Here is a 12,617-nt window from a genome sequence, read left to right on the forward strand (position 1 = left end):
CACTGGTCCATACGCCCCGCACGACGACCCGCGCCGCGCCGTCCCGCGCGGCGATCCGCGCCGCGCCGCCCTACACGGCGACCCGCTCCGCGCCGTCCGTGAGCACCTTCTCCTCCGGCTGTGGCAGCGCCCCGCCCCCGCGCGGGATCAGCAGCGCGAGCACCGCCCCCAGGAGCACGCCGCCCGTGCCCGCCCACAGTGCCGGGGTGAGCCCGTCCACGAAGCCGGCGACGCTGCCGTAGCCGCCCCGCGCGGTGAACACGGCGCTCAGGACGGCGATGCCGAGCGCGCCGCCGACTTCGCGTACCGCGTTGTTGACGCCCGAGGCGATCCCCGCCTCGGCGGGCCGGACGCTGTCCATGACGAGCGCGGCGGCGGGCGCGAAGTAGAGCGCCATCCCGATGCCGCCGAGGATCATGCCGGGCAGCAGCTCCGTCCAGGAGACCCCGGCGTCGAAGAGGGTCGCGAACCAGCCGAGCGCGAGCCCCTGGCACAGCAGCCCGGCCGCGACCACGCGCCGCCCGCCGAAGCGGTCGCTGAGCAGCCCCGCGACCGGCGCGACGAGCATCGGCATCCCGGTCCACGGCAGCATCCGCAGCCCGGCCTCGGTAGGGGACCAGCCCCGGACGAGCTGGAGGGCCTGACTGAGCAGGAAGATCGAGCCGAACATGCCGAGGAACATCAGCAGGCTGACGGCGTTGATCGCGCTGAAGGCCTGCCCGCGGAAGAGCCGCATCGGCACCATGGGCCGCCGCGCGCGCAGTTCGAAGACGACGAACCCGGTGAGCAGCGCCGTCCCCGCGAGGAGCCCGCCGAGCACGGGCGCGCTGCTCCAGCCGTCCCCGTTGCCGTTGACGAGCGCGTAGACGATCCCGAAGAGCCCGCCGCTGACGAGCAGCGTGCCGGGCAGGTCCAGGCGCGCCCCTGGCGCGGAGGACTCGTCCAGCCGCAGCGGGATGAGGACGAGGAGCAGGACGCCGAGCGGAACGTTGAGCCAGAAGATCCAGTGCCAGGAGATGTGCTCGGTGAGGGTGCCGCCGATGAGGGGGCCGGTCGCGACGGCGAGTCCGTTGACGGCCCCGGTGATGCCGTACGCCATCCCCCGCCGCCCGGCCGGGACGGCCGCGGCGATGAGGGTGAGGACGAGCGGCATCATGACCGCCGCGCCGACGCCCTGCACGGCGCGCGCGGCGATGAGCTGGCCCATGCCCTGCGCGAAGCCCGCGAGCCCCGAGGCGAGCGTGAAGAGCGCGACGCCGGCCGAGAACATCCGCCGCCGCCCGAAGCGGTCCCCGAGCGCCGCCCCGAAGAGCATGAGCACGGCGAAGGTGAGCGTGTACGCGCTCACCGTCCATTCCAGGTCCCCCGCGCCGCCACCGAGGTCGGCGCGGATCGAGGGCAGTGCGTTGGTGACGACGAGGTTGTCGAGCGCGGCCATGAAGCCCGCGATCCCGGTGATGAAAAGGACCCAGAAAACGGGCCGCCTGCCCGGTGCGTCTGTCATGTCGTGTGTCCCCCAGACACTTGCAGTTTAGTTATTGCTCACTAACTTCTTGGGGTGTGCGAACACCAGGAGACCGAAGCCGGTCACCAGCAGCGCCCCGGGGCGCCTACTCCTGGAACTGCCGGGCCATCGGCACGTCCTTCTGGTCGAAGCCGCACCAGACGTGGTGTCCCGGCGGGAAGCCGAGCGAGACGAGGGTGTTGATCATCATGCCCATCGCCATGAACTGCGCCGCCTCCTCGGCGTCGCCGCCCAGGCGCAGCAGCAGGAAGTCCCACAGCCCGGTCCAGTGCCGCCGCAGCTCCGCGCAGAACTCCTCGTCCCCCGCGCCGCGCGCGGCGACGGCCTGCCCGTAGATCCGCAGGAACATGAGCGGGAACTCGGGCCGCCGCTCGATGAGCTGCTTGTACGCCAAGCCCATCGCGGCCTTCGGCCCCTCGTCCCCCGCGCCGTCGGCGGCCTCCTCGAAGACCCGTACGGCCTCGTGCAGCGAGTGCGCGGCGGCGGCGAGGAAGAGTTCCCGCTTGTTCTTGAAGAGCCGGAACAGGTACGGCTGCGAGACGCCGACCCGTTGCGCGATCGACTCCGTCGAGGTGCCCTCGTACCCCCGCTCGGCGAACTCCACGACGGCGGCACGAACGGCGCTCACGCGCCGCGCCTCAGCACTCATCCTGACCACGAGAAGAAAGTTAGTGCTCAATCACTTACTTGGCAAGCGGGGGGCGGACCGGGGCCGGGGGCGAGACTGCCCGGCCCCGGCCGGGCTCACGCCAGCCGGACGACCGCCCGGCTCATCCCGAGCACCTTCTGCCCGGCGCTCCGCGCCAGCAGATCGACCCGGACGAGCCCGTCGCCGAGCTTCGCCGCGACCTTCCCGCTCACCTCGATGACCGCGCCCTCGTCGTCGTCGGGCACGACGACCGGTTTCGTGAACCGCACCCCGTACTCCACGACGGCCCCGGGGTCGCCCGCCCAGTCGGTCACGACCCGCGCCGCCTCGGCCATCGTGAACATGCCGTGCGCGATGACGTCCGGCAGGCCCACGGACTTCGCGAAGCGCTCGTTCCAGTGGATCGGGTTGAAGTCCCCCGAGGCGCCCGCGTACACGACGAGCGTGGCGCGGGTCACGGGGAAGCTCGCCGGCGGCAGTTCGGTGCCGACCTCGACGTCCGCGTAGGCGACGGTGGCGCTCATCACTTCTCCTCTTCCCCGGCCGCGCGGGCCACGAGCTTCGTGACGGCCGTCACGACGAGGGCGCCGTCGGCGTCACGCACCTCGCCCCGGACGTCGATGACGTCGTTGCCCGCGAGGGACTTGATGGCCTCGATGGTCGAGGTGACGCTCAGCACGTCCCCGGCCCGGACCGGGCGCACGTAGGCGAACTTCTGGTCACCGTGCACGACGCGGCTGTAGTCGAGCCCGAGCGCCGGGTCCCCGACGACCTGCACGGCGGCCCGGTAGGTGACGGTGAAGATGAAGGTCGGAGGCGCGATCACGTCCTCGTACCCGAGCTTCCGGGCGGCCTCGGGGTCGCTGTACGCGGGGTTCGCGTCGCCGATCGCGCGGGCGAACTCGCGGATCTTCTCCCGTCCCACCTCGTAGGAATCGGCGGGCGGATAGGTCCGCCCCACGAAGGACTGGTCGAGCGCCATGCGCCGTCCCACCTCCCAGATCTCGGCTGTACGTGTGTGCGGTCGCGCCCGAGGCGCGGCTGTGTCCGCGGGCGGCGGTACGTGGCGTATCGCGGCGCCCCAGCGTCTCACGAGCGGTGGGCGGGGCCGCCGAGCCGCCCGAGCGGTCCGGGAACGCCGAAAGGCCGCTCCCCAGGAGGGAACGGCCTCGCGAACGAGCCTGATGCGAAAGGTCCGTGACCGGAAGGTCAGCGGGTCTCGCGGTGCGCCGTGTGCTTGTTGCAGCGCGGGCAGTGCTTCTTGAGTTCAAGACGATCCGGGTCGTTACGCCGGTTCTTCTTGGTGATGTAGTTCCGCTCCTTGCACTCCACGCAGGCCAGCGTGATCTTCGGGCGGACGTCGGTGGCAGCCACGTGAGTGCTCCTTGACGAACGGATAGAAAACGATTAACGCAGGAAAGAGTAGCCGACCGAAGGACCGACCCCACAATCGGCTACTGTCAGTAGCGGTGACCGGACTTGAACCGGTGACACAGCGATTATGAGCCGCTTGCTCTACCGACTGAGCTACACCGCCTCGGCGCGAGTGCGGCCCCCGTCCCACAAGGACGGGGATCTCCTCACACCAGAGCCCCAAAACGGAATCGAACCGTTGACCTTCTCCTTACCATGGAGACGCTCTACCGACTGAGCTATTGGGGCGAGCGAGGAAGACATTACACGCTCGCGGGCCGTTCGCCCAAATCCTTACCGGCGCCGGTCGCGGAGCCCCGCGCCCGCGCCGCTCCGCCCCGCGCGCCGCCCCCCGTACGCCTGTGACCTGCGGGACCTCGCGGGCCTCCGGAGCCCGGCGCGAAGGCGGTACCGGGACATTCCGCCGGTACGACTATTGCCCTCCTGCTCGTCGTCGCGAGGACGGAGCCCTAGGCTCGTGCCCACTCTGGGTGATCACGGGGTGATCACACGCCGCGAGTACCCGACCCACGGGAGCGAGTACCCGACCACGGGGAGCACGATGCCCGACAGCCCTCCGCCCTCCTCCCGCCTCCCCGGTGGCGGCAGCGGCGGCCCCGGCGCCGGCCTGCTGCTCAGCGGCGCGCGGCTGAGCGACGGGCGCACCGTGGACGTCCGCCTCGCCCGGGGACGCATCGAGGCCGTGGGCACCGTCGGCAGCCTGGCGCCGGGCGGGGCGCACACGGTGGACCTCGGCGGCTGGCTCCTCCTCCCCGCCCCCGCCGAACCGCACGCGCACGCGGACACCGCGCTCACGGCGCTCAGCGGCGGCCCGCCCGACGACAGCCCCCGCGCGGTGCGCGCCCGCGCCACCGAGGCCGCGCTGCTCCAGCTCGGCCACGGCGCCACGGCGCAGCGCGCACACGTCCGGGTCGGCGACGTCCAGGGCCTCGCCGCGCTCGAAGCGGTGCTCCAGGCCCGTACCGCGCTGCACGGCCTCGCCGAGCTGTCCGTCGTCGCCGTGCCCCGCCTGCTCACCGGCGTCGCGGGCGCCGAGGGGCGCGCGCAGCTGCGCGACGCGGTGAAGATGGGCGCGGCCGTCGTCGGCGGCTGCCCCGACCTCGACCCCGATCCCACGGGCTACACGGAGACCCTGCTCGCCGTCGCCGCCGAGCACGGCTGCCCCGTGGACCTGCACACCGCCGCCGAGGACCCGGTGCGCCTCGCGCGGCTCGCCGCGATGGCGGGCGGACTGCGTCCAGGGGTGGCCCTCGGGCCCTGCGGCGGGCTCGCGCGGCTGCCCGACATGGTCGCCGGGCGGGCCGCCGAATCGCTCGCCGCCGCCGGGGTCGCGGTCGTCGCGCTGCCGCAGGGCGACTGCCGCGGCACCGAGCGGCGCGGGACGACGAGCGCGCCCGTGCGGCTGCTGCGCGCGGCCGGGGTCACGGTCACGGCCGGGAGCGGGGCACTGCGCGACCAGGCGAACCCGGTGGGCCGGGGCGATCCGCTGGAGGCCGCCTATCTGCTGGCCGCGCAGCACCGCCTGGGCCCGGAGGAGGCGTACGCGGCGGTCTCGGCGACGGCCCGCGCGGTGCTCGGTCTGCCGGAGGTGCGGGTCGAGGCGGGCTTCCCGGCCGAACTGCTCGCGGTGCGGGGCGACCAGCTCGCGGGCGCGCTCTCGCTCGCGTACGGGCGCCTGGTCGTGCACGGGGGGCGCGTGGTGGCGCGGACCAGCGCGGTACGGGAGTACTGCGACTCCGCCGCCGGACTCGACCTGCCGCGCCAGAGCCGGGCACCGCGCCGCACTCCCTGACCCGCCCCGGCCCCTGCCTCCCCGAGCGGCGCCCGGTCCCGTACGGGCGTACCGTCGGACCCATGCGCATGGTGATCGCAGGTGGACATGGTCAGATCGCGTTGCGGCTGGAGCGACTGCTCGCCGGGCGCGGTGACGAGGCGATCGGCCTGATCCGGAACCCGGAGCAGGCGGGCGACCTGGAACTCGCGGGCGCGCGGGCGGTGGTGTGCGATCTGGAATCGGCGACGGTGGACGAGGTGGCGCACGCGCTGGAGGGCGCGGACGTGGTGGTCTTCGCCGCCGGGGCGGGTCCCGACAGCGGGCGCGACCGCAAGGACACGATGGACCGCGACGGCGCGGTGCTCCTGGCGGACGCCGCCGAACGCGCGGGCGTACGGCGCTTCCTGATGGTCTCCTCGATGGGCGCGGACGCGGCGCACGAGGGCGACGAGGTCTTCGACGTGTACCTGCGCGCGAAGGGCGCGGCGGACGACGCGGTCCGGGCGCGTACGGGCCTGGACTGGACGGTCCTGCGGCCGGGCCGGCTGACGGACGACCCGGGCACCGGCGAGGTGGCCCTCTCCACGAGCACGGGGCGCGGCGCGGTCCCCCGCGACGACGTGGCGGCGGTCCTGCACGCGCTGGCCCTCTCCCCCGCCTCGGCCGGCCTGACCCTGGAGCTCATCTCGGGCCCGACCCCGGTCGACACGGCGGTCCGCCTCGCGAAGACCCCCTGAGCGGGGCCCTCACCAGAGCGGCATCTGCCCCGGGAACTCCGGCACGACGTACCCGTCCAGCGCGTCCTGCCCCACCGCGACGCCGACGTACCGCCGCGAGCCCCGGCACGACTCCAGCCCCCCGGCAGCCCGCGTCCCGGGAGCGTCGTGCCGGGCCACCCGCCCACCCACGACAGCGATCTCGCGACGACACTCCGGACACGCACGACGCTCAGCCATACCCCCAGTGTGGCCTCCCCGTCCGACACCCCCGTACGAGCTGGAACCGACGCGCCGCTATGGGGCCGACGTCGGCATGACGGCCCGCCGCGTTGACGAGGGCCTGCGGCTGATCTCGTCGATGATCCCGCGCACCGGCCGTGACCTCGACCAGCTCTTTGTCTTCCCAGCGCGTTGAAGCACGGCTCTCCGAGATCCGGATGGTCGGCAGATCGAGCTTGCTCATCGCGACGGATCGTCGTTGCGGAGGGCTGCTGCCCGAGGTCACAATGCGGAGAGGTGCCGGGTGGTCATCCCGGCGAAGTGTTGGAGGCGCTGCTTGTGAACACCGCACCGCGGTGCGCCTCGCCATGCGCGCCAGACGCTGATCACTTCGCTTCGCCCACCGGCTGACCTGCTGCGTTCACGGTGGGCGCTTCCCCTTACGGGAGACCACCGTAGTGTCCGAAGACTTCGGGACGGTCGATCGCCGTCCTCTGGCAACGGTTCTTGCGGCCAACCTCGTTTCGATCGCCGGGAATTGCCTCACGTACATGGGCGTGCCGTGGTTCGTGCTCCAAAACACGGGCAGTGCCGCCGAAGCTGGGATCGTGGCGCTCTGCACACTGCTGCCCGCAGTGCTCGCCGCGCTCGTCAGCGGTCCGGTCATCGACCGGATCGGGCGACGGCGGGTGAGTGTCGCCTCGGATCTCGCTTGCGGGGTCGCCGTCGCGGCGATCCCGCTGCTGCAGTTCGCCGACATCCTGCGTTTCTGGATGCTGTGCGGGCTGATGGCGATGACGGGGCTGTTCCGTGCGCCGGGTGAAACCGCCCGCGGCGTGCTGTTGCCCACGCTCGCCGAACGGGCCGGAATGCCGCTGACCAGGGCTGCCGGGCTGTACGACGGTGCGGCACGCTGCGCGGCGCTGACGGCATCCGCTCTCGGCGGTGTGCTGATCGCCGTACTCGGCTCCGAGACCGTCCTGTTGGTGGATGCCGCGACCTTCGCCGTGGCCGCGCCTCTGTTCGCGTTCGGTGTGCGCGGCCTGCCCGAGGCACAGCCCCAACGATGGGCCGAGCCGGCGTCGCCGCGGGCCTACCGACGTGAACTCGCGGAAGGCTACCGCTTCCTGGCGGCTACGCCGCTGCTGCTCGGCCTGTGCCTGATGACGCTGGTCACCAGGGGGCTAGACCAGGGGTGGAGCGCCGTGCTCTTGCCCGTACATGCCCGTGAGGAGCTTGATGGTGCCGTCGATCTCGGTCTGCTGAACGCGGCGTTCGGGGTGTGCGCACTCGCGGGGGCGCTCGCCTATGGGGCGGTGGGCAGCGGCTTTCGGCGGTGGCCCGTCTTCACGATCGCTTTTCTCCTCGGGGGTATGCCGCGCTTCGTGGTGGCCGCCTTCACCGACACCTTCACCCCGCTGGCCCTGACCATGGCGGTAGAGGGTCTCGCCTTCGGCGTACTCAACCCCATCATGGCCACCGTGACGTATGAGACGGTGCCGGAGGACCTGCGCAGCCGCGTGCTGAGCGCGACAACGGCCTCGGTCCAACTGGTCACTCCGCTGGGCGCACTGGCCGCGGGTTTCCTCGTGGATTCGGCCGGCCTGCCCTTCTCGCTGTTGGCGGTGGGCGGTGTGTATCTGCTCGCCACGCTGTGCCCGGTGATCTTCCCGGCCTGGAGAAGGATGGACAGCACCAGCTCTCCCCACGACAGGACGGAGGACTCGCTGCCGCACGGTGCGGGGGCGAAACGGATGTAGTCACGAGATAGCTGCTTCGGCGCCGCTCACGAACATCTGACGCCGGTGCTCCCCGTGGTGCTCAAGCGGGGGGATCGGCCTTCTTAGTCCGGAAGAGTGCGGTGTGGGCGGTTCTCCCCGTCGGTCACAACCTCGCTGACCACGTGATCGGGCAGACCGACCAGCAAGCAGAGGGGAAGGCGGCGCCGTCGGCGGCCGAGGTCACCGACGGCGTGAGCCCGCGGCGGGGCCGGGGCGCGTGCCTGGGACACGTTACCCAGTACCACCTGGTGACGGCCGTGATGCTGGTACTGGTCTGGGCCGCTCTTCCGCTCCAGGTGTCCTGAACCGGACGCCGTCCGAGCCGGACCGCCGACGGCTGCGCCGGGCCGGCAACCGCGTTCTGACCGAGCGCCGCGCGCCGGCGAACACCGCCGCACGGCAGGTCGGTGGTGCCGCATGACGACCACCGCCCACTCCTCAGGACGCCGCCTGACGAAAGCGCAGAAAAGCGTGCCGGGTGTGGCGTTCGTCCCGATGACCGGGACGGGTGTCATCGGGGCGCTGGGCACGTTCAGCAACATCAGCCACGCCTGCGGCATTGGTACGGCGCTCCGGGCGCTCGGGGCCGGTGAGGGCCACCATGGTGGCCGCACTCGTGCTCCTTGGCCTCACGATGATGGAGCAGTCCTCGCCGAAGGTGCTGCGGATCGGGCTGTGGCTGCTGCCCGCGATGGCCGCGCTGATGGCGGCCTCGGCGGCGCCGGACGCGGCCCACACCCTCATCTACGCCGTGACGCCGATGTTCGGGATGTGGGAGCCCAACCTCACCAAGTGGCTGAGCAGCCGGCTCAAGCCCGGGGACGTCTTCGTGGACGTCGGCGCGAACATCGGGTACTTCTCCGCGCTCGGGGCTCGGCTCGTGGGGCCCGGTGGGGCCGTCGTCCCCGTCGAAGCATCGCCGTCCTTCGCCGCATTGCTGCGGGCGAACCTGCGGCTCAACCAGGCCGACGTCGTGCGCGTTTTCGAGCAGGACGTCTCCGACCTGGAGGAGACGCTCACGCTCGTGCTCGCCAGCTTCGTCAACATGGGCGCGAACAGCATCGTTCCGTACGACGGGCCCGTAGAGGCGCTTCACGAGGTCCCCGTGTCTCCGCTCGCCTCGCTGCCCACCGAGGACGAGGTACGGCGTGCCCGCGTCATCAAGATTGACGTGGAGGGCGCCGAGGGAAAGGCCGTACGAGGGCTCGCGTCGCTCCTCGGCAAGCTCCGTCCCGACGCCGAGGTCACCGTCGAGGTCACGCCGTCCCGTATGGCCGCACTCGGGGACTCCGCCGAGCTGCTCGACACCATGGCCGCCGCCGGCTTCCACCCGTACCGCCTGCCCAACGACTACTCCCCCGGCACGTACCCCGCCGCGATCCGCGCGCCCCGGCCTCCGCTCCGGCGGCTGCGCGGCGACGTCAACGGGTATCGCAGAGCCTGCTGGTGGAGGACGACCCCGACCCTGCGTTCCGCACGTACTGCCACCTCTTCACCGCCCGCCGGCCCTGGCGCCGTGGCCGCATTGACGACCTGCTCCGAGACATCGCCGACGACAGGGTGGCGAGCGTCCTCATCACCGACACCCGGATGCAGCGCATCCACCACCCCTACGACGGTGGCGCCGACGTTTTCCTCTCCGCCTCCGAGCAACGGGACCTGGTGCGCGACCGGACATGCCGACTGGCTTTCCCCTCACCCCTCGGGTCTCTGACCCGCTCGGATCTCCGCCCCGCTCAGAATCGTCTCCACTGCGCATACGGGGTCGAGAGGCTCCACGAGCTCTTTGGTGGCGACGGCCACGAGACGCGCGGGCGCATCACCGTCCAGCAATGCGCTCACCTATTCAATGGCCTCCGCAGGCGAGAACGTCGGCAGGCTCAGGCGCAGTGTCCGCACAGCGTGCATACGTCCGCGCGCGGCGGCGACTTCGCACAGCGCATCGTGCAGATCGTCTACCGCGGTGCGCACCGGCAGCCCACGTATCCGGGCTCGATAGTCGGCCTCCCACTCCCCGGTTACCGCGGAGACGACGCCAACTCGGTGCAGCCCCCCGTCGACACGGTCGACCAGGTAAGGCCCGTTACCGGCCGGCATGAACTCCGGGTTCCGGGTGCGTCCGAACTCCTCGGAGGTCCAGGAGACGATCCACACCAGCTCGTGCTCCTCGACGTCGACCACAGCCAACCGCATCGCGTCCACACCCGCGGCCCCGCCACTGCTGATAGTCGCGCTCCAGCTGGTCCTCGACAGCCTGAACGGCGGCCTCTCGCTCGATCACGCGTACGGCTTCCCGCGCCGGGCCCTCTCTCGACCAGCGAATTTGCACGGCCCACGAGCGCATACGAGGCGTCTGACAGACCTGCTTGGCCAGGAATACGGCAACAACGGAACAGTGGTCTGCGCAGGTAGCCGGGGACGTCGTGTTCCGGGAGGTATGCGGAGAGGCGACGAGGGCAGGATTCGAACCTGCGTCCACCCGGGATCAGAGCCGGGCGCTCCTCCGCAGAGCTTCCTCGTCGCCACCGTGATCATCGCTTGGGCCACTGTGCGGGTCAACTGTTTTGCAGGGGCGGACACGCGCGGGGATTACCATCGGTCACGTCCACTCCTGGGCGGCAACACGCTTCCCCTTGCCGGAGAAGACTCCTGCCGAACGGAGAACGCTGGCCATGAGTGGGTCGGCGACGGCGACGCCGTGTACCAGCTCGGGTGTCCGCCGGAAGGCGACGGCCTCAGCCGCTGGCCTGGGAGCCGTCCAGGCGCCGGCTATCGGGTCCACCTGATGCCGGGCGCAAGCTGCTTCGACGAGCGAACGTGGGCATTCCTTCTCACCCCGCAGTACTTCCCAGGGCAGAGGAAGGTCCGCCCAGACGTAGGTGTCCGGGTGCAGCCCGCCGCCGCTCATGCGGTGCCAGTACGCCACATCGGCCGCCATCAGGCGGGGCACCTTGCCAGGGCAAATCCGATCCAGGATCTCGTCCTGCCCCAGCTCGGTTAGCAGCGCGAACCAGTGGGCCCGAGCCGTATTCCATGCCTGTGCGGCCTGGTTCCACGTCGACGAGTCATCGCCACGGCGCACGATCATCGTGTCGCGTTCCAGCGGATGCCGGTTCCAGACGTCCTCCAGTAGACCGGCGGCCCGGCGCAGGAAGCCGTTCCACCGAACCAGCAGCTGGGTGAGGTCCTGGTCGGACACATGGGCCAACACTTCAGCTGTGGGGTGCACATGCGCGACCGCGTACCAGCAGGCCCGCTCGGGGCGATTCCTCAGGCGCTGGAACAGGGCCGCGGCGACATCGTCGTAGACCTGACGCTGGCGACCGTTGGTGAATACGCTGCGCATGTAGCCGCGCGCCGTGACGTAGGCGATGAAGGCCGCCGTGTCCGGGTCCGTGGCGAACAGCTCGTACGGCAGGACGTGGGCGAGGGCACCTTTGCCGGTGATGGCCACTTCGCGTCGGCGCTGCTCGTGGATGAGCCGGGCCAGTTTGGCTTCCATCCGGCGCAGTAGTCGGAAACGCTTGTTGTACTGGCGTTTGGAAATCTCCCCGAGGCACGCCGCCGTGCGCTCGGTCCGGTTGAGGCGGTCCATGCCGAAGTCGTTCTGCCCGTACGAGCGGCCGATCTCCTCACCCGCTCGCCGGATCACCACCTCGATCTGGGCTGGATCATCCCCGGCGTTGTCCGGAAGGTCCGGCACGCTCAGGAACAGGTTTGCCGCGCGGGCAAGCTGGCGCTGTGCGCCAACCGGACGGGCGAACTCCTCCCGCATGGAGGTATAGCCGTGCCAGAGGTTGCGCAGCGAGTGCTCGGCCGCTTTGGCAAGCCTCGCCTCGGTCGCTGTATCGAGGTCGGTGCCCTGTGCGGCGTACAGATCCTGGATGAGCCGGGCCACATCTTCCGGACGCTTGCGGAGTATGAGCGAGGCGTGCAGTTCACGGAGGAGCTGTTCGAATGTGGGCGACGGCATGAGGCTCACCTTGTCATCACCACGACTGGGTCTCTACTGCTTATCCGCACACCGCAGTCACAGAGCCGAGCTACGCAGCGTTGGTCTCGACGTACCCCTCGATGGGCCGGCCTTGGATCCGAACTGCCTCGCCGCTCCGCGTTGTCTGCGCCCCGGAATACGACAGCTCAGGAACAAGTGCGCTGCGCACGTACCCGGCCCACGACGGCCGCACCCGCCCGTACCTCAGCGCCGAGACACGCGGCCCCGAGGGGCCCGCGCCCGAGCAGGCGTACGAGGGCGCCCCGGACATCCTCGACGCGCTCGCCGCCGTCACCGCGACCGCCGTCGGCGCCGAATGCTTCGCGCACCTGGACCGCGAGTACTACCTCCTCAAGGCGGCCTCCCCCCGGGGGACGCCTGGGGGACACGCGCCGACCACGGGCGGGACTCACGCGAGACGCGCTGAGACAACCCTCACGCCGCACGGCCCCCGCCCCGACAACGAAGAAACCCCCTCCGACCAGCTCTTTCGGGCTGATCGGAGAGGGTTTCTCGTCCGTG

Annotated in this window: 14 protein-coding genes, 3 tRNA genes and 3 pseudogenes; 8 read left to right on the plus strand and 12 right to left on the minus strand. The window is 71.2% G+C overall.

The window, feature by feature from the left end:
- Positions 1-70 precede the first annotated feature (70 nt).
- The 7 genes from SSBG_RS10625 to SSBG_RS10655 all read right to left on the minus strand — a co-directional run bounded on the left by SSBG_RS10625 (position 71) and on the right by SSBG_RS10655 (position 3,836).
- Positions 71-1,504: an MFS transporter gene (locus tag SSBG_RS10625; protein ID WP_008746161.1), complete on the minus strand. Its 1,434-nt coding sequence runs from the start codon at positions 1,502-1,504 to the stop codon at positions 71-73.
- Positions 1,505-1,610: 106 nt separating this feature from the next.
- Entirely contained in the window at positions 1,611-2,153 is a 543-nt protein-coding gene (locus tag SSBG_RS10630; protein ID WP_008746162.1) for a TetR/AcrR family transcriptional regulator, read from the minus strand.
- Between the two features lie 116 nt (positions 2,154-2,269).
- Positions 2,270-2,698 (minus strand): MaoC family dehydratase, encoded by a 429-nt coding sequence (locus SSBG_RS10635; protein ID WP_008746163.1) that lies wholly within the window; start codon positions 2,696-2,698, stop codon positions 2,270-2,272.
- Positions 2,698-3,156, minus strand: a complete 459-nt coding sequence (locus tag SSBG_RS10640; RefSeq protein ID WP_008746164.1) for a MaoC family dehydratase N-terminal domain-containing protein — start codon at positions 3,154-3,156, stop codon at positions 2,698-2,700. Before SSBG_RS10640 ends, SSBG_RS10635 begins: the two co-directional genes overlap by 1 nt.
- A gap of 227 nt (positions 3,157-3,383) precedes the next feature.
- Positions 3,384-3,548 carry a 50S ribosomal protein L33 gene (gene rpmG / locus SSBG_RS10645; RefSeq protein WP_007823188.1) on the minus strand — a complete coding sequence of 55 codons (165 nt, stop codon included), beginning with the start codon at positions 3,546-3,548 and terminating at the stop codon, positions 3,384-3,386.
- Positions 3,549-3,638: 90 nt separating this feature from the next.
- Positions 3,639-3,711 (minus strand) — tRNA-Met (locus SSBG_RS10650).
- A 52-nt stretch (positions 3,712-3,763) separates the two neighbouring features.
- Positions 3,764-3,836 (minus strand) — tRNA-Thr (locus tag SSBG_RS10655).
- A 313-nt stretch (positions 3,837-4,149) separates the two neighbouring features.
- On the opposite strand from SSBG_RS10655, the gene SSBG_RS10660 reads away from it, so the two are divergent.
- Together SSBG_RS10660 and SSBG_RS10665 are read left to right on the plus strand one after the other, a co-directional pair.
- Positions 4,150-5,400 (plus strand): amidohydrolase family protein, encoded by a 1,251-nt coding sequence (locus tag SSBG_RS10660; protein WP_037871317.1) that lies wholly within the window; start codon positions 4,150-4,152, stop codon positions 5,398-5,400.
- Between the two features lie 62 nt (positions 5,401-5,462).
- The gene (locus SSBG_RS10665; RefSeq protein ID WP_008746166.1) at positions 5,463-6,119 is read left to right on the plus strand and encodes an SDR family oxidoreductase; all 657 of its coding nucleotides are present in this window, start codon (positions 5,463-5,465) and stop codon (positions 6,117-6,119) included.
- Positions 6,120-6,128: 9 nt separating this feature from the next.
- Here the strand turns inward: SSBG_RS10665 and SSBG_RS10670 are convergent, their stop codons facing one another.
- Together SSBG_RS10670 and SSBG_RS33150 are read right to left on the minus strand one after the other, a co-directional pair.
- A complete protein-coding gene (locus tag SSBG_RS10670) occupies positions 6,129-6,338 on the minus strand; it encodes a hypothetical protein (protein ID WP_037869443.1) in 210 nt (69 codons plus the stop codon).
- Positions 6,331-6,564, minus strand: coding sequence for a hypothetical protein (locus SSBG_RS33150; RefSeq protein ID WP_158677760.1), 234 nt, complete (start codon positions 6,562-6,564; stop codon positions 6,331-6,333). Before SSBG_RS33150 ends, SSBG_RS10670 begins: the two co-directional genes overlap by 8 nt.
- Before the next feature lie 214 nt (positions 6,565-6,778).
- Between SSBG_RS33150 and SSBG_RS10675 the strand changes: the two genes are divergently transcribed.
- The 5 genes and pseudogenes from SSBG_RS10675 to SSBG_RS36100 all read left to right on the plus strand — a co-directional run.
- Positions 6,779-8,080, plus strand: coding sequence for an MFS transporter (locus tag SSBG_RS10675; protein WP_106429325.1), 1,302 nt, complete (start codon positions 6,779-6,781; stop codon positions 8,078-8,080).
- A 143-nt stretch (positions 8,081-8,223) separates the two neighbouring features.
- Entirely contained in the window at positions 8,224-8,406 is a 183-nt protein-coding gene (locus tag SSBG_RS33155) for a hypothetical protein (RefSeq protein WP_158677761.1), read from the plus strand.
- Positions 8,319-8,522, plus strand: a complete 204-nt coding sequence (locus SSBG_RS35730; RefSeq protein WP_106429326.1) for a DUF6284 family protein — start codon at positions 8,319-8,321, stop codon at positions 8,520-8,522. The genes SSBG_RS33155 and SSBG_RS35730 overlap by 88 nt, the downstream gene beginning before the upstream one ends.
- Positions 8,519-9,506, plus strand: a pseudogene (locus tag SSBG_RS33160) (FkbM family methyltransferase); the annotation flags it as partial. The gene SSBG_RS35730 and the pseudogene SSBG_RS33160, both read left to right, overlap by 4 nt.
- A gap of 41 nt (positions 9,507-9,547) precedes the next feature.
- Positions 9,548-9,715 (plus strand): annotated as a pseudogene (locus tag SSBG_RS36100) (DUF3885 domain-containing protein); the annotation flags it as partial.
- A 228-nt stretch (positions 9,716-9,943) separates the two neighbouring features.
- Here SSBG_RS36100 and SSBG_RS35735 read toward each other — a convergent pair.
- The 3 genes from SSBG_RS35735 to SSBG_RS10700 all read right to left on the minus strand — a co-directional run bounded on the left by SSBG_RS35735 (position 9,944) and on the right by SSBG_RS10700 (position 12,074).
- Entirely contained in the window at positions 9,944-10,282 is a 339-nt protein-coding gene (locus SSBG_RS35735; protein ID WP_324603500.1) for a YrhB domain-containing protein, read from the minus strand.
- 267 nt (positions 10,283-10,549) lie between these two features.
- Positions 10,550-10,622: transfer RNA gene (locus SSBG_RS10695), tRNA-Gln, on the minus strand.
- A gap of 78 nt (positions 10,623-10,700) precedes the next feature.
- On the minus strand, positions 10,701-12,074 hold the full coding sequence (locus tag SSBG_RS10700; protein ID WP_008746170.1) for a hypothetical protein: 1,374 nt from the start codon (positions 12,072-12,074) through the stop codon (positions 10,701-10,703).
- A 101-nt stretch (positions 12,075-12,175) separates the two neighbouring features.
- Here SSBG_RS10700 and SSBG_RS34500 point away from each other — a divergent pair.
- Positions 12,176-12,617: pseudogene (locus tag SSBG_RS34500) on the plus strand (hypothetical protein); the annotation flags it as partial.

It is taken from the genome of Streptomyces sp. SPB074 (assembly GCF_000154905.1).
In the GTDB taxonomy this organism is placed as follows: Bacteria; Actinomycetota; Actinomycetes; order Streptomycetales; family Streptomycetaceae; genus Streptomyces.